The sequence below is a fragment of the Vibrio sp. AH4 genome, from assembly GCF_030710545.1.
In the GTDB taxonomy this organism is placed as follows: Bacteria; Pseudomonadota; Gammaproteobacteria; order Enterobacterales; family Vibrionaceae; genus Vibrio; species Vibrio metoecus.
In genome coordinates, this window is sequence record NZ_JALAIV010000001.1 from 2,198,262 (window position 1) to 2,214,783 (window position 16,522).

The following is a 16,522-nucleotide window of genomic DNA, read 5'->3' on the forward strand; positions in this document are numbered from 1 at the left end:
TTCTTCCATTTGGAAAGCAGTTGTCCACGGAAATAGCGGCAGTACACGGAAGCATAACAATAACGAGGCAAGCAATGACGGTAATACGCAAGCAAGATGTGATCAGCAGTGTTGCTGATGCGCTGCAGTACATCTCCTACTACCACCCATTGGACTTTGTAAAAGCCCTAGAAAAAGCCTACCAACGTGAAGAAAGCCAAGCGGCAAAAGATTCGATAGCCCAAATCCTGATCAACTCGCGTATGTCCGCTGAAGGACACCGCCCAATCTGCCAAGACACAGGTATTGTCACGTGTTTTGTGAACATCGGGATGGGAGTGCAATGGGACTCGACCGATATGACAGTGCAGCAGATGGTGGATGAAGGCGTGCGCCAAGCGTACACCAATCCTGATAACCCACTGCGCGCCTCTGTGTTGATGGACCCTGCAGGTAAGCGCATCAATACCAAAGACAACACCCCAGCTGTGGTACACATCAACATGGTGCCAGGTGATAAAGTGGATATTCAAATTGCGGCCAAAGGTGGCGGCAGTGAAAACAAAACCAAGATGGTGATGCTCAACCCATCAGATGATATTGCGGAATGGGTAGAGAAAACTGTGCCGCTTATGGGTGCGGGCTGGTGTCCACCGGGCATGCTCGGCATTGGTATTGGCGGTACCGCAGAAAAAGCCGCGGTACTGGCGAAAGAAGCCTTAATGGAACACATCGATATCCAAGATTTGATCGAGCGTGGTCCACAAAATGCTGAAGAAGAATTACGCTTAGACATTTTTAACCGTGTGAACAAGCTAGGCATTGGTGCACAAGGCTTGGGTGGTTTGACGACTGTAGTGGATGTAAAAATCAAATCGGCACCGACTCACGCCGCTTCCAAGCCTGTCTGTATGATCCCAAACTGTGCGGCAACACGTCATGTGCATTTCACGCTCGATGGCAGCGGCCCAGCTCAGTTAACGCCGCCTAAGTTAGAAGATTGGCCGCAGATTACTTGGGAAGCGGGTGCTAATACGCGCCGTGTTAACCTCGATAACATCACCCGCGAAGAGATCCAAACGTGGAAAACCGGTGAAACGGTATTGCTGTCTGGCAAGATCCTCACAGGCCGCGACGCCGCGCATAAACGAATTCAAACCATGCTGCAGAAAGGAGAAAAACTGCCTGAGGGTGTGGATTTGAAAGGCAAGTTTATTTACTACGTTGGCCCAGTGGATGCTGTCGGTGACGAAGTGGTTGGCCCTGCAGGCCCTACCACTTCAACCCGTATGGATAAGTTTACCGACATGATGCTGGAAGAGGTCGGCGTCATGGGTATGATTGGTAAAGCGGAACGTGGCTCTGCAACGGTGGAGTCGATCAAGAAGCACAAAGCGGTTTACTTGATGGCCGTTGGTGGCGCTGCCTACTTGGTGGCGAAAGCGATCAAGAAAGCGCGCGTAGTCGCGTTTGAAGATCTCGGTATGGAAGCGATCTACGAGTTTGAAGTGGAAGATATGCCAGTGACGGTTGCGGTTGATTCCACAGGGGCGAATGCGCACCAAATTGGCCCAGATACTTGGCGAGTCAAAATTGCTGAAGCGACCAAGTAACGCTTTGTAACTCTGTTCCAATGAAACACTTGGCAAAAAAATGACAAAGGTGCAGCGTAAGTTGCACCTTTTTAATATTACAATTCATTCTGTTATCGGTACGTCAGGAGCCATACATGCCTCGTTTTATCCAAATTCTACAAATCATGATTGCCGTTATGATTGGTGCAGTCGTCGGTTATGACCTTATTTTGAACGGCATCAGCATTTTCAATGATAAATACGTCACTATTACTTGTGGCTTGTTTGTGTTGCTTGAGATCGCTCTGTTTGTGATCTACAAACTGATCGAAGAAGACTAATCTCACTTCATCGCCTCTGTCATTTGAATTACCATTCAGTACAGAGGCAAACCTTCGACAACGATCCTACTCTGTCTTTGCCACAAACATAAGTTGGGGCCTATTCATCTCACATTAAGCTTGAGTTTATTAAGCTGTGTCATCTCTATCGTACGAGAGATTCCCATTTCAAGTACGATGAGAATAAATCCCAATCTGGAGTAAAAAATGCAGCGAATTCGTCAAGAAATGAGCGATTTTATCCATCGAGGTATGGATTCTCATGTGCGACTGGCCGTGACGGGGCTTTCTAGAGCGGGCAAAACCGCTTTCATTACTTCACTGGTCAACCAGTTGTTGCACACCTCCACTCATCAAAACTTGCCGCTTTTAGCAGCAGGGCGAGAGCAGCGTTTGATTGGTGCCAAGCGCGTACCACAAAGTAATATGATGGTGCCACGCTTTGCTTATGATGAAGCGATGGTTCAACTGCAAAGTAACCCCGCACAATGGCCTGTTCCGACGCGAGATGTGAGTGAAATTCGCTTAGCAATCAAATACAAACCGCAAAAACGCAGTAAGAAATTATTTACCAGCTGTGCCACGTTGTATCTCGATATCATCGATTATCCGGGAGAGTGGTTACTTGATTTGCCACTTTTAGAGATGGATTACGCCACGTGGTCGGCGCAGCAGTTCAATGCGCTGCATGGTTTACGTAAAGACCTCGCCAAGCCGTGGTGTGACGCTGTGGCGCAGCTTAACCTTCACCAAGAGGCCAATGAGCAAACCTTGGCGGAGATTGCCGCGTGTTATACCGACTATCTACATCAATGCAAAGCCAATGGCCTACATTGGGTTCAGCCGGGGCGATTTGTGTTGCCCGGTGAGTTAGAAGGTGCGCCTGTGCTGCAATTTTTCCCATGCCATGCACCGCATGATTCGGTCAGCAAACAGAGCTATTACGCATTACTGCAAGCGCGCTATCAGGAATATCAAAATAAGGTAGTGAAAGCTTTCTATAAGGATTATTTCGCCACATTTGATCGCCAAATAGTGCTGGTGGACTGCTTGTCGCCACTCAATGTGGGGCATGAATCGTTTTTGGATATGCGCAGTGCTCTTGAGCAGATCATGCAAAGTTTCCGTTATGGTCGCAGTGGGTTACTTAGTCGTCTATTTGCGCCGAAAATCGATAAAGTGTTGTTTGCTGCCACCAAAGCGGATCACGTTACGCCAGAACAGCACGTTAACATGGTTTCTCTGCTGCAACAGATGATCCATCCGGCATGGCAACAGGCAGCGTATGAAAATATTGAAATGAACTGCATCAGTATGGCTTCGGTGCGCGCCACTCAATCGGGCTACATTATGCAAGGCGAGAGCAAGGTTGCGGCGATTCAAGGAGTGATCATGACGGGGGAATCGATCACGCTATTCCCCGGTGAAGTGCCGCGCAAATTGCCAGAACCTGATTACTGGCAACGACAATCGTTCGATTTCACGGCGTTTCGTCCGCTGCCTACAGCCAGTGATGAGCCGTGTCAGCACATTCGAGTGGATAAAGCCCTCGATATTCTGATTGGAGATAAATTGCGATGAGCGACCTCAAAACCAAACAGATTTTCAGCGAGCCGCTGCAAGGCAGCATTGAAACTCCGACTTTCACAGCTCAGCAGCAGTTCAGCGCACAAGAGAAATTTGTGCCGATGAATGTGGAAGAACCGTCGGAAGCATTGGAAGCACAAATAGATACCATTATTCGTCCGAGTCGAGGGCGTAAATGGTTTGCTGGTGGCTTGTTTGCCGCATTCAGTGGTTTGGTGGCGTGGCAGGCGGTTGATAGCGTGCTGCAAGCCATTCAAAACGCAGATTGGCTTAGCCTAGGTTGGGCCGGGTTTGTGAGTGCTTTGGCGACATTGGGTTTAGGCGCGATCGGCAAAGAATTGTGGAAACTGCGCCGCTTGCGCCAGCACTTTAGTGTGCAAGAGCAAGCTCAAACCTTGATGGACCTCGATGCCGTAGGGCAGGGGCAAGCCTTTTGTCAACAGATCGCTAAAGAAGGTTTGGTGGATAAAGAGGGTTACCAGCGTTGGCAATCTGCGCTGAATAGCAGCCACAGTGATGCTGAAATTCTCGACTTGTATGATGCGTTGGTAGTGGCTGAGCAAGATAAACAGGCCAGCCAAATTGTCACTCGTTATGCTACAGAAGCGGCCGCGTTAGTGGCGATTAGCCCACTCGCGATTGCCGATATGTTATTGGTGGCTTGGCGTAACTTTTCCATGGTGGATCAACTGGCAAAAGTGTATGGCGTTGAATTGGGTTATTGGTCGCGGGTAAAGTTGTTTAAAGCCGTATTGGTGAATATGGCGTTAGCGGGAGCAAGTGAGTTGGCTGTGGATGCGAGCGTTGATCTGTTTTCCATGGACTTAGCAGGGCGCGTTTCCGCTCGCGCAGGGCAAGGCGTGGGGGTGGGCATTCTCACGGCGCGCTTGGGTATTAAAGCGGTGGGGTTGTTGCGTCCACTACCATGGCACCCCGACCGTCAACTCAAACTGAGTGCGGTACGCAAGCAAGTGGTGAGCAAAGTCGCAGCCTTGATAGCGAAATAGCCATTCAGTCTCGGAAATGGCGATCCGTCATCACGGATCGCTTGACGCCGATCTGGGCTTGGGCGAAACTACTGTCAACTTTTCGTGACACTTTCAAACAGGATCCCACTAAAGTGCGTCTTGAAGTCCTCTGTGAAGACCGGTTAGGTCTGACTCGCGAGTTGCTGGATATTCTCGCCTCTAAAAGCATCGATCTACGAGGGATCGAAATCGATGTGATCGGAATTATTTATCTCAACTGCCCCGATATTGATTTTGAAACGTTCAGTGAATTGATGGCGGAAATTCGCCGTATTCCTGGGGTAAAAGATGTTCGGAAAATCCAGTTTATGCCGATTGAACGGCACAACACCGAACTGATTTCTCTGCTCAACAACTTACCCGACGCAGTGTTGGCGATCAATTTGAAAGGTGCGGTGGATATGGCTAACCACGCTGCTGCCGCATTGTTCAATCGTGAAGAATCAAGCATGATTGGTCAGCAAATCTCGGCCTTGATGCCAGTATTTAACTTCACACGTTGGATGGAAGGCAGCAAATCACGCTTACGTGAAGATGTGGTGTTGGATGGGCTGGATTATGTCATGGAGATCATGCCGGTCTACATCTCTGGCGATTCTAAGCAATCGACCTTAGCCAGTGCGATGATGATGTTACGTGCTGCGACAACAGGGCTGAGCAGCATCACGCAGATCCCGCTACAGAGTCATTTAGGGTTTGAGCATTTTGTTGGGGTTTCGAATCGGCACAAAAGCCTAATCAGCCAAGCGAAAAAACTCGCCATGCTCGATCAACCACTGCTGATTGAAGGTGAAACGGGTACGGGTAAAGAGATGCTGGCTAAAGCTTGCCATAACCGCTCGGATCGTTCTTCTGCACCATTTCTGGTTCTGAGTTGTGCTTCGATGCCGGATGACGTGGCAGAAACCGAATTGTTTGGCCATGCGCCGGGCTCCTTTAACCATCAACAAGGTCATAAAGGCATCTTTGAACAAGCTAATGGTGGCACCGTATTTCTCGATGAAATTGGTGAAATGAGCCCACATTTGCAAATCAAGCTGCTGCGCTTTTTGCAAGATGGCACTTTCCGTCGTGTCGGGGAAGAACATGAAATCCACGTGGATGTGCGTGTTATTGCCTCCACGCGCCATAACTTAGCGGATTTGGCCGAATCACGCCGTTTCCGAGAAGACTTGTTTTATCGGCTGAATGTGTTGACGCTGCGGATCCCCCCTTTGCGTGAGCGCCCGAGTGATGTGCAGCCACTACTCGAACTCTTCATCACCAAACATTGCAATAAACTTGGCATGATGAAGCCGAAATTGAGTGATGATGTGTTGGATAAACTCAGCCAATACCAATGGCCGGGTAATATGCGCCAACTGGACAATATGGTGTTGCGCGCCTTAACTGAAATTGATGGGGATGTATTGGGTATTGAGCCGTTCCACTTGCCGCAAGTTGACAGTGTGAGCTCTGCCCCTAGCATCAACCTTGATGGTTCGCTCGACGACATCATGAAGGAATACGAATCACAAGTGTTGGATCGTCTGTTCCAATCCTTTCCTTCCAGTCGTAAGTTAGCGAAAAGACTGAATGTTTCTCACACGTCGATCGCGAATAAGCTGAGGGATTATGGAATAAGGAAGCGCTGATGAACGGACTAAACAGCGAATGCCGCTTCTATCAAAGCGATGGTGAAATTGTCGTGCGCTGCGCACAAATCACTGACGCTGAACGCTTGAGTCAGTATTTTGTGGATAACCGAAGCCACTTGATAGAATGGGAGCCGAAACGCGAAGCGGAGTTTTTTACTGAGTCTGGCTGGCTGCAAAGGCTGATTAAGCTCAATGAATTGCACAAAATGAAGCTCGGGTACTATCTCCTGATTTTGGATGCGCAAAATGATGCCATGTTAGGCACCATCTCGTTTAGCAATATTATCCGGTTCCCCTTTTATGCCTGCAATGTTGGGTACTCTCTGGGGTTTGATGCGCAAGGGAAAGGCACCATGACCCGAGCGTTAACGATGGCTTGCCAACACATGTTCAGTGAGCATAACTTACACCGTATTATGGCCTCGTACATGCCGCACAATAAACGCAGTGAAAATGTGCTCAAGCGAGTGGGTTTTGTGCTTGAGGGGCATGCCAAAGACTACCTTCTGATTAACGGTAAGTGGGAAGATCATAACCTCACTGCACTGATCAATCCGAATTGGCAGGAATAGAAATGTCGGAACGCTTAGCTCAGCAGATGAACCTGTTGATGGAACTTGACCGTTTGAAGTCGGTGTTACGTCGCACGCGAGTAAAAAGTGCTGAAGGACGTTTAGAAAACAGTGCTGAACATAGCTGGCATGTCGCGTTGATGGCGATTTTGCTACAAGAGTACGCAAACGAAGCGGTCGATATACAAAAAGTTCTGACGATGCTTTTGCTGCATGATGTAGTGGAAATTGATGCTGGCGACACCTTCGTGTACGATTCCGCCGCTTCTGCTGAGCAGGAAGAGAAAGAGTGGCAAGCCGCCCTCCGTTTGTTTGGTATGCTGCCGAAAGAACAAGGCGATGCCTTATTGGCGATTTGGCAAGAATTTGAAGCGGCGCAGAGTGCAGAAGCGCGTTTTGCCAAAGCGTTGGATCGCTTAATCCCAATGCTGTTGAACTACCACAATCAAGGCCAAAGTTGGCAAGAGCATGGGGTCACTCGTGAGCAAGCCCTGACCGTGAATCGCAAAATCGAAAAGGGCTCCCAAACGCTTTGGGAATACGCCCAACATATTATTGAACAAGCAAGCCAAAATGGCTGGCTGAAAGTTTAAGGAAACTCAATGTCTTATTTGCCTTTGGATCAATACCAAAGAAAATGGATTTTTACCCATGCCTCAATGCCTGTTCCTGAAGCCGATCTGGCTCAGATAAAACCGATGGAGCCACTACGCGCAGCACAGTTTTGGAAAGAGAACATCAGTGCGACAAGTCCTGACGCTGAGCGCTTGAGCTCACAAGACTGGCCACGTAAAGCCAATAACTGGTCAGATGAAACGAGCTGGATGGCAGAATGGGAAAGTGATGACCCCGATCTGCCTGAAGCATTGTCGGCCCATCTGCCTTGGCAAGATGATGTGACGGTGTATTTCTGTTACGAAAAATACAACGTACTGGAAACCAAATGGTCAGTATTTAAGCGCCATTGGAAAAACTTCCTGTTTTACGATGATGGCCCATTTTTGCTTGGTCGCCGTCGCAAAGAAGCGCTCTGGTTCAGTAGTGAAGGTAAAGTGAAACTCGGGCAGCGCCCATAAAAAATCCGGCTTAGGCCGGATTTTTCAATTATCTCTATACCCTCTTTTTAGCGGTGGGATTGTTCTCTTTTCGTTGAACTCTGAGGCGTTATTCCTGTGTAACCTTGGTGGAGGTTTTAGCTGCCGAAAGCGTCGAACCCATCGATGCTGTAATGATCATGAAAATTGCCAGCCATTGAGTCCACTGTAGTGTTTCGCCTAAAATCGCCAATCCTGCCATTGCTGCGATTGCCGGTTCAAGGCTCATCAAAACACTGAAATGCTGTGTGGAAAGTCGGCTTAACGCGGCCATCTCTAAACTATAAGGTAGGGCGCTAGACATCACGGCAACCAGCAGTGCCATCGGTAGAATCGACCAGCTAAAAATTGACGCCTCAGCTAATTGGGTTGCAATCGGAAAATAAATGACCGCAGCGACAAGCATGCCGATTGAGACTGTGATGCCTCCCGATCCTACGCTGCCAGCACGTTGCCCAAACCAGATGTATCCGGCCCAAAAACCGCCAGCAGTCAATGCCAAAGCGATGCCAATCGGATCTAACGCATCGACCCCATTCATATCTGGCAACAAGAAAATAATGCCAAAGATAGCCAATGCTACCCAAACCAAGTCTTTCTTACGTTTAGAAGACAATAACGCGAGCAATAGTGGGCCAGAAAATTCTAGTGCGACACCAATCCCAAGAGGAATACGTTCGATAGCAAAGTAAAAGCTGAGCTGCATACCGCCTAAACTTGCGCCATAGATGATCATTGATCGCCATTGTGGCCAACTTAGACGCGCCCGCCATGGGCGGAAAATCAGCATTAAAATCAGTGCCGAGAGACTAATCCGCAGCGCGACAGTGCCACCAGGGCCGACGAGAGGAAACAGTTGTTTCGCAATAGAAGCACCAGACTGAATGGTGACCATCGCGGCAAGCAAACAAAGAATAGCAATGAGTAAAGGGGATTTTATTGTTGGCATAAATAATTAAAAACTCAGCAGAAAGTGCCGAGCGATTATGCCGTAAAAAGCGGGGTGGAGATAGGTGGGCATAGTGAGCCCACCTCAATTTCTTGGCTTCTATTGAGAAGCACAGCTAAGTGAAATCCGCTTACTTCACGTAGAAACGTGGGTTGCTGTTACCCCATAGAGTGTACAGCTCAGGGAAAATCAGCTCAGCGTTATTCTCCATTTCACTGACGGCAATGCTTTGTTTTTGCTGTTGGCCATAAAGTGCAACTTCTTGGCCTGGGAGTACGCCTTTAATATCGGTAACGTCAACCACGGTCGTGTTCATAGAGGTCACACCCACCACTTTGGCGCGTTGGCCGTTGACCAGTACATCCGCTTTGTTGCCCATTTTTCGTGGGTAACCATCGGAATAACCGACAGGGAGGTTAGCCAGCACACTGTCACGGCTGGTGGTAAAGGTGCTGTCATAGCCGACGGTTGAACCTTTTGGAACATGGTGCAAAGACGCCACACGGGTTTTGAACGAGACAATCGATGGGTATTCAGGGTTGGTTGGCAAATCGCCGTACAACACACCACCTGGGCGAACCATGTCCAGTTGTGCTTCTGGTACGTTCAAAGCGGTATAAGAGTTTGCCACGTGCAGCGTGATGTCTTCACGTTTTAGATTGGATTGCTCGATTAACCAAGCTGAGCTTTCTTTGAATTTAGCCAGTTTAGTGCGCACTTCATCCGCATTGTAGTTCGGGAAGTGAGTCATCATGCCCACGATGTTCAATGATGGCTGTGTGGCGATCGAGAGGGCTTCTTTCTTGCCGGCTTCCGTGGTCATGTCGATGCCGTTGCGACCCATGCCACCATCGTTGAGCGCCATATGAACCTTGATAGTCTTACCGGTTTTTTTCGCTAAATCAGCCAGTTCCATCGCTTGTTGGTGAGTGCCAATCAGCTCTTCGATGTTAAGGTCTAATACCGCAGACATTTCACTCAAACTCGCTGAGCGAACACGCATGAGTTCGCCTTTAAACCCACTTTCACGTACTGCACGCGCTTCCGCATTGCTTGCTACGCCAACACATGGAATGCCTTGCGCGATAATCGTAGGCATTAAACCACGAATACCGTTGCCATAAGCGTCTGCCTTCATGATGGCGCAGATCTTGGTATCGCTACTCATGTGAGACTTGAATTGCTCAATATTACTTTGGAATTGTCCTAAGCTGACTTCCAACCATGAATTACTCTGCTGAATTTGCGCAGCATCCGGTAACACGGTATCAATTTGTAATGGTGCAGCAGAGAGAGAGAAAGAAGGCAAAGTGGCTGCAATAGAAAGAGAAAGCAGCGTGGCTTTAAAGTGCATGATATCTCCTGTTGTTATCATTGATGACTATCCCCTTTGCTTGATGCAGCAGAGCGGTCGACGTGGTTCATTTGCCCAAGGCTAGCCTATAACTGTGCAAATCTGTTTCTGACAAATTGACCAGTTACTGGCCGCTGACCTGCAACGCCAAGTTATTCAGGGATAGAGAAAAAACGCCCCCGATGTCGGAGGCGTGGGATCTTAACGAATCTTAAATCGGCGTAGCGTGTCTTGCAGAGACACAGCGAGCTGACTCAGTTCACGACATGCCTGTGCGGTTTGTTGTGAACCTTGAGCCACTTCTTGTGACGCCAAATGAATGTTTTCCACATTACGGCTCAGTTCATCGGCTACCGAGTCTTGTTCACTACAGGCGCTCGCGATTTGCGTACCGACGTCTGCAATGGTGGCAATCGACTCTTCAATCGAAACCATGAGTGATTGCGAGTGGTTGCCTTGTTCTACACACTTATCAATGCTAGATCGTGAGCGTTCTGTGGCATCTTTGGCCTGTTTAGCCATCACTTGCAGTTTCTCAATGATGGTGGTGATTTCACCGGTTGAGTCTTGTGTGCGTCCCGCCAAGGTACGAACTTCATCGGCTACCACGGCAAAACCACGTCCAGATTCACCGGCGCGAGCCGCTTCAATCGCAGCGTTAAGTGCCAGCAGGTTGGTTTGATCGGCAATACTGCGGATCACATCGACCACCACGTTGATTTGGCTCGATTGCTGCTCAAGTTCACTCACGGTTTCGCCCGCTTCACCGATAATATCGGCAACTTGTTGGATTGAGCGAACCATTGAGGCATTCTCACGCGCACCTTCTTGCGATTTACCATTGGCTGCCATCGCTTGGCTGGCAGAGTCTTCAGTATTGCGCGCTACATCCGCAACGGCGGCTTTCATTTCCGTCATTGCCGTTGCAACTTGAGTGATTTGGTATTGCTGCTCTTTCATACCATCAGCAGATTGATTCGAAATCTGCGTCATTTCTTCTACCGCACTGCTTAACTGAGTCACGGCTGAGATAATTTCATCGATAAGCTGGCGCAGGTTTTGTTGCATGAGCTCTGAAGCATCGGCCAAAGTACCAAGTTCATCGTGGCCAATCGCTTGACGATCCATGTTTTGCGACAGGTCTCCTTTAGCAATCGCATTGGCTTGTTTCATGACGATCGCCAACGGTCCACAGATCAAGCGTGTCAGCACGAGTGTCATTACGACCATAATCGCCAAGATAGCAATATTGCTGACCACAGACGTTGATTTCAGTGTTTTGACAGAGCCTAAAATCTGCGATTTATTGTTATCCATCGCTTGGCGCAAAATGCCGATCAGTTTTGCAAAATCACTCTCTAACGCTTCAAAGGTATTTAAGGAGTTCGCCAAAATGGGGTAAGCGTCATCAGGGCCTTGGGTTAACAGGGTTTGGTTGAATTTTTCTGTCACCGCGGTGTAGGCATTCCAATTGCTCATTAGGCGTTTAAAGGTTTGTTCTTCTTCACCTGGCCAAACGGTTTTACCGTAGGTGAGCAGTGAGTTATTGATTTCCGCTTGAACGCGATTGTTGCGCTCAATGGTCTGTTTAACTTGCGCTGCATCTTTCATTGGCAACACTGCAAACTGGGTACGACGCCAGTAAGACATCTTGTCTTTGATTGCATCGACATTTTCCATTGCCGGTAAAGTGTCATCGGTGTAATTAAGCAGTTCGGATTGAATTTTACCTAACTCAGAGATGAGGTAGATTGCAAATCCAAGGCTAATGACTGCAATAACCGAAAAAGAGAGTGCAATTTTTTTGCCTATCGACAAATTTTTTAGAAACATGAATGTTTTACCTTTGATTGATGTCATTTAAAGCCGCATGACTCACAACATCCTTATCTGCGACAAAGTTTAGAAAGTTACGTATGTCCCAAAATTGGCCGCATACTATCATCTCAATTGTCAGTTGACGACTCTTATAGATAAAGTTAGCAAATGCTACAGAAATCGCAGATAAATTTATTTTTTGCTTTTGGGGTAATTCAAAAGCGCGGTTGCTCGATGCGCTATTTGTTAACTGTGACTCACTTTTGCGCATTGCTCAGTTAAGAAACTTTAATCATTGATCTAACACCAAACATTTCTTTTCCACGCATCAATAATAACTCTTGCCGCTCCGATAGCGTGCATTCTCCTCGCCAAACACAAAATCAATTCTCAGGAAGAGTGAACATGATGCGCCCTTATCTTAAATATATTATTCCGTTGTTGATCCCATTCTTGGTGTTAATGCTACCGACTACAGCGTTTCCATTTGAGGGATTAACCATTATTCAACAGCGGGTTATTGCTATTTTCTTGTTGGCTGCATTGTTGTGGGTTTTTGAACCCATCCCCATTTACTCGACATCAGTCGTCATTATCGTGCTCGAAGTGCTGATGCTGTCAGATAAGGGATTTATTTTGTTCCGGCTTGGTGAAGGTACTACCGAGTTTGGAGCGTTGCTCAAATCGACCGAAATCATGGCGACCTTTGCCAACCCTATCATCATGCTGTTTTTAGGAGGGTTTTTCCTCGCAATGGCGGCAACGAAATACCGCCTTGATGTGAATTTAGCTCGCGTATTGCTCAAGCCGTTTGGTAATAATCCTAAGTACGTGATGCTGGGTTTGATGTTGATCACCGGTATTTTTTCGATGTTTATGTCGAACACTGCGACCACCGCGATGATGCTCTCTATTTTAACGCCAGTGATTGCGGTATTTGGCCCCAAAGACCCAGGTCGTGTTGCTTTTGCACTGTGTATTCCTGTTGCGGCAAATATCGGTGGAATTGGTACGCCTATTGGTACGCCACCCAACGCGATTGCCCTGAAATATTTAGTGGGTGATAACTTGATTACTTTTGCAGAATGGATGGCATTTGGTATTCCATTTGTGGTGATTTTGATGGCGCTTGCATGGTTATTAATTGAAGCCATGTATCGAGCTGAACAGAAAACCATTGAGCTGAGTATTAAAGGTAAGTTTTTGAAAACACCTAAAGCGATCATTGTTTACATTACGTTTGCTGCGACCATTTTATTGTGGATGCTGGGATCATTGCACGGCATGAACTCATATTCGGTGGCATTAATTCCTGTGGCGGTATTTTCCGTGACCGGAATTATTGGCAAAGAAGATTTAAAAATGATCTCATGGGATGTGTTGTGGTTAGTGTCTGGCGGTATTGCTTTAGGGTTAGCGTTAGATAAAACCGGATTAGCAGAATTGGTGGTGAGCAGTATTCCATTTGGTGAGTACTCGCCTTATGTAGTTATTTTTGGAGCATCAATGCTCTGTTTGGTGATGGCGAATTTTATGTCACACACCGCTACTGCCAACCTGTTAATGCCGATCATGGCAGCATTAGGGGCATCAATGACTTCTCTCACCCCACTCGGTGGTGAAGTGACCCTCATTCTAGTGGTGACGTTTGCCGCCTCGTTGGGGATGTCTCTCCCCATCAGTACTCCACCGAATGCTCTCGCCCATGCTACGGGTAATGTACAAAGCCAACAAATGGCGAAGGTGGGGGTTATTTTAGGGGTTTTAGGTGTGCTGATGAGCTTCGTGATGGTGTGGATCCTGAATCTGGTTGGTCATTAAGGAAAGGTTATGGCCAAACTTACGGCAGTTATTGAGCGTTATTTTAACCATCCTGAGCGTACGATTACGCTTCCTTTGGGTTCTATTTTGCTGGCGCAAAATGGCTATAACGATCGGCTGTACTACCTCAGAAGCGGCCATGTATCGGGTTTTTTTTCCGAAAAAGGGGAGCGCAGAATTAAAGTGTTTTCTGCTGCTCCCGGTGCATTTATTGGGGTGCACAGTTTTTTCTCCGGTTTGTGGACGGCGTCATCAACCGTGATTGCAGACAGTGAAGTTGAGCTAGCGTGGATTGATCGTGATACACCGGTGCAGGATGTAGAACAGTACGGCTCTCTGAGTACGCAGTTTATGCCTGTAATTGTGGCGGAGTTGTCTCAGCGGCAGCGAAGAGCAACACAAGAGGCGGTGGCCAAAGAGCGTGCATTGGAACGGCTGCATTCTGCCGAACAGATGACCACACTCGGTCAGCTTGCCGCAGGGATAGCTCACGAACTCAACAATGCGATAGGCGTTGTCAGCAGTAAAACCGAACGCTTAGAAGCGTTGTTTATGGAGCTGCTTGAAGAGGTGCATCCGGAGGCGAGTCAGTTCTTTGATTTCGGCTTACTGTTTGGACAGAAGGTATCGTCGAGCGAGGCGCGTGAGCGTGGTGCATTATTTGAGAAGCAGTACCAACTACCTAAAGATATTGCGCGTGAGCTAGCGCGAGCGGTTCCTGCGAACGAACTTTCGGCCCATTGGTTGAGAAACCCACATTTGGCAATCCGTTACTGGCAAATGGGGCGAGATCTGCACGATCTAAGGTTAGCCGCTAAACACTCGGTGGGGATTGTCAAATCAGTCAAACAGCTCGGTCGTGCGGAGATTCATTTTGATGAAGAGGTAGACTTGAACAGCACCATCAATCGGGCATTAGCCTTATTGCAAAGTGATTTACGTCGAGTCTCTGTTCGTATGCGCCCCGGAACCTTACCTATCATCAAAGGCTCTCAGACCGAGTGGGTGCAAGTGTGGATAAACTTGGTGAAGAATGCGTGTGATGCGATGGCGCAAACGACCGATCCCACCATTGATATTCATACCCGTTGTAGCCGCCAGCGGCTATACATCACGGTTGCGAACAACGGGCCAGAAATTGATGAGGCGACGCGGCGGAAAATTTTCCAACCCAGTTTCACCACCAAGAAAGAGGGGCTTTCTTTCGGTTTAGGGCTTGGGTTGGCCATTGTGAAACGTATTGTATCGGGCTATGGCGGAACGGTTGCGGTAAAAAGCGATCAGGACAAAACCATTTTTAGGATCAAATTACCAATTGAGGGATACCATGGAGAAGATGAATATCATATGCGTGGATGATCAACGCGAAGTATTGAGTGCGGTGCTCCAAGACTTAGAACCGCTGAGTCGCTGGCTGAATATCGAAGATTGTGAATCCGCAGCGGAAGCGCTAGAGCTGATGGATGACCTAGATGCGCAAGGTGAATGTGTTGCTGTTGTGATTTCTGACCATGTTATGCCCGGCAAAAGTGGAGTTGAACTGTTGAGTGAAATTAGCGCAGATCCGCGTTTTGTACACACCAAGAAAGTTCTGCTGACAGGGCAAGCGACTCACACAGATACGATTAATGCGATTAACACGGCGGGCATTCATCATTATTTTGAAAAACCATGGAATGCCAAAACATTGGTCGATAGTGTACGCAGTTTAGTGACGCACTATGTCTTTGATAAGCGTTTAGATTACACCGAGTGGCAAAGCGAGCTTGACTCTACCATCGTACTTTCCCGACTGCATGGATAGTGTCGGGAAAATACGGCGATACTTTCAGTAAAGAGGAATATCCCAAGGTTGTAGCGAAGCTTGAATGGATTGTTCAAGCTCGGTTAGCCACGTATAGCGTTTAGTGTAAAGACGGCGTTTGGTTTTCGATAAACTGAGCGGGTCTTTACGCGGTGGTTGTAGAGGTAAAGTGTGCCAGTAAGCGTTGACCGCTTCTCCCCCCATTTCTTGCCATAACTCAGAATACTGAAAGCGCACAGAGCTGCGTTTTGAACCCACATAGCGTAGGGCTTGATAAACATGCCCATGATTGGTAACGCCGTAAACCTGCTCTATCTTCCAGTACCGAGCCAAAATCAGCAAAACCTCCATAATCAATGCCTTAGGGCGCAAACCATGTAATTGATGCGTTAGTTGGCGAATGATTTCTTGACGATGTTCAACATTTGGCCCCGGGCCTTGCAAGGCGCCAATATGGATAACGGGTTTGGCTTTACCACTGATATTAAAAGCAAGGGTAAATAAAGGTTGCTGATCGTGGCTTAGCAACACTAATGCGAGAGAACCTTCACGCTCAGGCCCGTGGCAAAGCTGGATTGAAAACAGCTCATGCTGATATAACTGCCAGCCTTGGTGGCGATAAATGAGTGGAAGTAATTGAGCGTGGCGCCTCTCCAAAAAGGCAAAATGTTCAATCATACGCTGAGCGCGTTCTTGAGCAGACCATTTCACACAAACGTAAGGTTTTAGCGGTTTTTCCAACGTGCGCGGGTAGTGCATGCGTACTGAGTGAAAAGAGGGCTGGCTAAGTAAGTTTTGCACACGAGCTAAGGTCTCAGGCATTAATACTCCCCATAGGCAGAAGCGAGCGTTATAACGCAGTTTTTTTATGCCTCGAACATCGGGGTAAATTTCAGCCGCGAGAGTTGATAAATGTTTTAAATAATGAATCCGTGAGTTCATATCCAAGCCGTTTGGGTATTAC

At 47.8% G+C, this 16,522-nt stretch carries 15 protein-coding genes; 11 read left to right on the forward strand and 4 right to left on the reverse strand.

The genetic code is table 11. The annotated features are described in order from the left end of the window. The first annotated feature begins 74 nt into the window (after positions 1 to 74). The 8 genes from MKA69_RS10315 to MKA69_RS10350 all read left to right on the forward strand — a co-directional run bounded on the left by MKA69_RS10315 (position 75) and on the right by MKA69_RS10350 (position 7,794). On the forward strand, positions 75 to 1,592 hold the full coding sequence (locus MKA69_RS10315) for a fumarate hydratase (RefSeq protein WP_000216115.1): 1,518 nt from the start codon (positions 75 to 77) through the stop codon (positions 1,590 to 1,592). A 116-nt stretch (positions 1,593 to 1,708) separates the two neighbouring features. Then, positions 1,709 to 1,894 (forward strand): hypothetical protein, encoded by a 186-nt coding sequence (locus MKA69_RS10320; protein WP_001137100.1) that lies wholly within the window; start codon positions 1,709 to 1,711, stop codon positions 1,892 to 1,894. A gap of 207 nt (positions 1,895 to 2,101) precedes the next feature. Then, positions 2,102 to 3,475: a YcjX family protein gene (locus tag MKA69_RS10325; protein WP_305847970.1), complete on the forward strand. Its 1,374-nt coding sequence runs from the start codon at positions 2,102 to 2,104 to the stop codon at positions 3,473 to 3,475. Continuing rightward, complete coding sequence (locus tag MKA69_RS10330) at positions 3,472 to 4,488, forward strand: YcjF family protein (RefSeq protein ID WP_055032718.1); 1,017 nt, start codon at positions 3,472 to 3,474, stop codon at positions 4,486 to 4,488. The genes MKA69_RS10325 and MKA69_RS10330 overlap by 4 nt, the downstream gene beginning before the upstream one ends. A gap of 113 nt (positions 4,489 to 4,601) precedes the next feature. Next, on the forward strand, positions 4,602 to 6,143 hold the full coding sequence (gene tyrR / locus MKA69_RS10335; RefSeq protein WP_055028764.1) for a transcriptional regulator TyrR: 1,542 nt from the start codon (positions 4,602 to 4,604) through the stop codon (positions 6,141 to 6,143). Beyond that, positions 6,143 to 6,718, forward strand: coding sequence for a ribosomal protein S5-alanine N-acetyltransferase (gene rimJ / locus MKA69_RS10340; protein ID WP_001013820.1), 576 nt, complete (start codon positions 6,143 to 6,145; stop codon positions 6,716 to 6,718). Before tyrR ends, rimJ begins: the two co-directional genes overlap by 1 nt. A 2-nt stretch (positions 6,719 to 6,720) precedes the next feature. Then, positions 6,721 to 7,311, forward strand: coding sequence for an HD domain-containing protein (locus tag MKA69_RS10345; protein WP_000003983.1), 591 nt, complete (start codon positions 6,721 to 6,723; stop codon positions 7,309 to 7,311). A 9-nt stretch (positions 7,312 to 7,320) separates the two neighbouring features. Next, positions 7,321 to 7,794 (forward strand): DUF2947 domain-containing protein, encoded by a 474-nt coding sequence (locus MKA69_RS10350; RefSeq protein ID WP_055028537.1) that lies wholly within the window; start codon positions 7,321 to 7,323, stop codon positions 7,792 to 7,794. 88 nt (positions 7,795 to 7,882) lie between these two features. Here MKA69_RS10350 and MKA69_RS10355 read toward each other — a convergent pair whose 3' ends face one another. From MKA69_RS10355 to MKA69_RS10365, 3 genes are all read right to left on the reverse strand, one after another. Then, positions 7,883 to 8,761, reverse strand: a complete 879-nt coding sequence (locus MKA69_RS10355) for a DMT family transporter (protein WP_001142125.1) — start codon at positions 8,759 to 8,761, stop codon at positions 7,883 to 7,885. 130 nt (positions 8,762 to 8,891) lie between these two features. Next, complete coding sequence (gene alr, locus MKA69_RS10360) at positions 8,892 to 10,115, reverse strand: alanine racemase (protein WP_000545513.1); 1,224 nt, start codon at positions 10,113 to 10,115, stop codon at positions 8,892 to 8,894. Positions 10,116 to 10,316: 201 nt separating this feature from the next. Beyond that, complete coding sequence (locus tag MKA69_RS10365; protein WP_305847971.1) at positions 10,317 to 11,948, reverse strand: methyl-accepting chemotaxis protein; 1,632 nt, start codon at positions 11,946 to 11,948, stop codon at positions 10,317 to 10,319. Positions 11,949 to 12,341: 393 nt separating this feature from the next. Here MKA69_RS10365 and MKA69_RS10370 point away from each other — a divergent pair, with 393 nt between their 5' ends. The 3 genes from MKA69_RS10370 to MKA69_RS10380 are packed head-to-tail and all read left to right on the forward strand — an operon-like array spanning position 12,342 to position 15,558. Further along, positions 12,342 to 13,754 carry a DASS family sodium-coupled anion symporter gene (locus tag MKA69_RS10370; RefSeq protein WP_032469887.1) on the forward strand — a complete coding sequence of 471 codons (1,413 nt, stop codon included), beginning with the start codon at positions 12,342 to 12,344 and terminating at the stop codon, positions 13,752 to 13,754. 9 nt (positions 13,755 to 13,763) lie between these two features. After that, positions 13,764 to 15,113, forward strand: a complete 1,350-nt coding sequence (locus MKA69_RS10375; protein ID WP_305847972.1) for a sensor histidine kinase — start codon at positions 13,764 to 13,766, stop codon at positions 15,111 to 15,113. Further along, entirely contained in the window at positions 15,082 to 15,558 is a 477-nt protein-coding gene (locus MKA69_RS10380; protein ID WP_055028535.1) for a response regulator, read from the forward strand. Before MKA69_RS10375 ends, MKA69_RS10380 begins: the two co-directional genes overlap by 32 nt. Before the next feature lie 24 nt (positions 15,559 to 15,582). Here MKA69_RS10380 and MKA69_RS10385 read toward each other — a convergent pair whose 3' ends face one another. Then, complete coding sequence (locus tag MKA69_RS10385) at positions 15,583 to 16,500, reverse strand: DUF535 family protein (RefSeq protein WP_055030775.1); 918 nt, start codon at positions 16,498 to 16,500, stop codon at positions 15,583 to 15,585. Positions 16,501 to 16,522: the final 22 nt, after the last annotated feature.

Excerpts from the sequence above, each read along its gene's own strand:
- MKA69_RS10370 (WP_032469887.1), top strand. The coding sequence starts at position 12,342 with ATGCGCCCTTATCTTAAATATATTATTCCGTTGTTGATCCCATTCTTG.
- MKA69_RS10355 (WP_001142125.1), bottom strand. The coding sequence starts at position 8,761 with ATGCCAACAATAAAATCCCCTTTACTCATTGCTATTCTTTGTTTGCTT.
- MKA69_RS10375 (WP_305847972.1), top strand. The coding sequence starts at position 13,764 with ATGGCCAAACTTACGGCAGTTATTGAGCGTTATTTTAACCATCCTGAG.
- MKA69_RS10365 (WP_305847971.1), bottom strand. The coding sequence starts at position 11,948 with ATGTTTCTAAAAAATTTGTCGATAGGCAAAAAAATTGCACTCTCTTTT.
- MKA69_RS10380 (WP_055028535.1), top strand. The coding sequence starts at position 15,082 with ATGGAGAAGATGAATATCATATGCGTGGATGATCAACGCGAAGTATTG.
- MKA69_RS10350 (WP_055028537.1), top strand. The coding sequence starts at position 7,321 with ATGTCTTATTTGCCTTTGGATCAATACCAAAGAAAATGGATTTTTACC.
- MKA69_RS10330 (WP_055032718.1), top strand. The coding sequence starts at position 3,472 with ATGAGCGACCTCAAAACCAAACAGATTTTCAGCGAGCCGCTGCAAGGC.
- MKA69_RS10320 (WP_001137100.1), top strand. The coding sequence starts at position 1,709 with ATGCCTCGTTTTATCCAAATTCTACAAATCATGATTGCCGTTATGATT.
- MKA69_RS10385 (WP_055030775.1), bottom strand. The coding sequence starts at position 16,500 with ATGAACTCACGGATTCATTATTTAAAACATTTATCAACTCTCGCGGCT.
- alr (WP_000545513.1), bottom strand. The coding sequence starts at position 10,115 with ATGCACTTTAAAGCCACGCTGCTTTCTCTTTCTATTGCAGCCACTTTG.
- rimJ (WP_001013820.1), top strand. The coding sequence starts at position 6,143 with ATGAACGGACTAAACAGCGAATGCCGCTTCTATCAAAGCGATGGTGAA.
- MKA69_RS10345 (WP_000003983.1), top strand. The coding sequence starts at position 6,721 with ATGTCGGAACGCTTAGCTCAGCAGATGAACCTGTTGATGGAACTTGAC.
- MKA69_RS10315 (WP_000216115.1), top strand. The coding sequence starts at position 75 with ATGACGGTAATACGCAAGCAAGATGTGATCAGCAGTGTTGCTGATGCG.
- MKA69_RS10325 (WP_305847970.1), top strand. The coding sequence starts at position 2,102 with ATGCAGCGAATTCGTCAAGAAATGAGCGATTTTATCCATCGAGGTATG.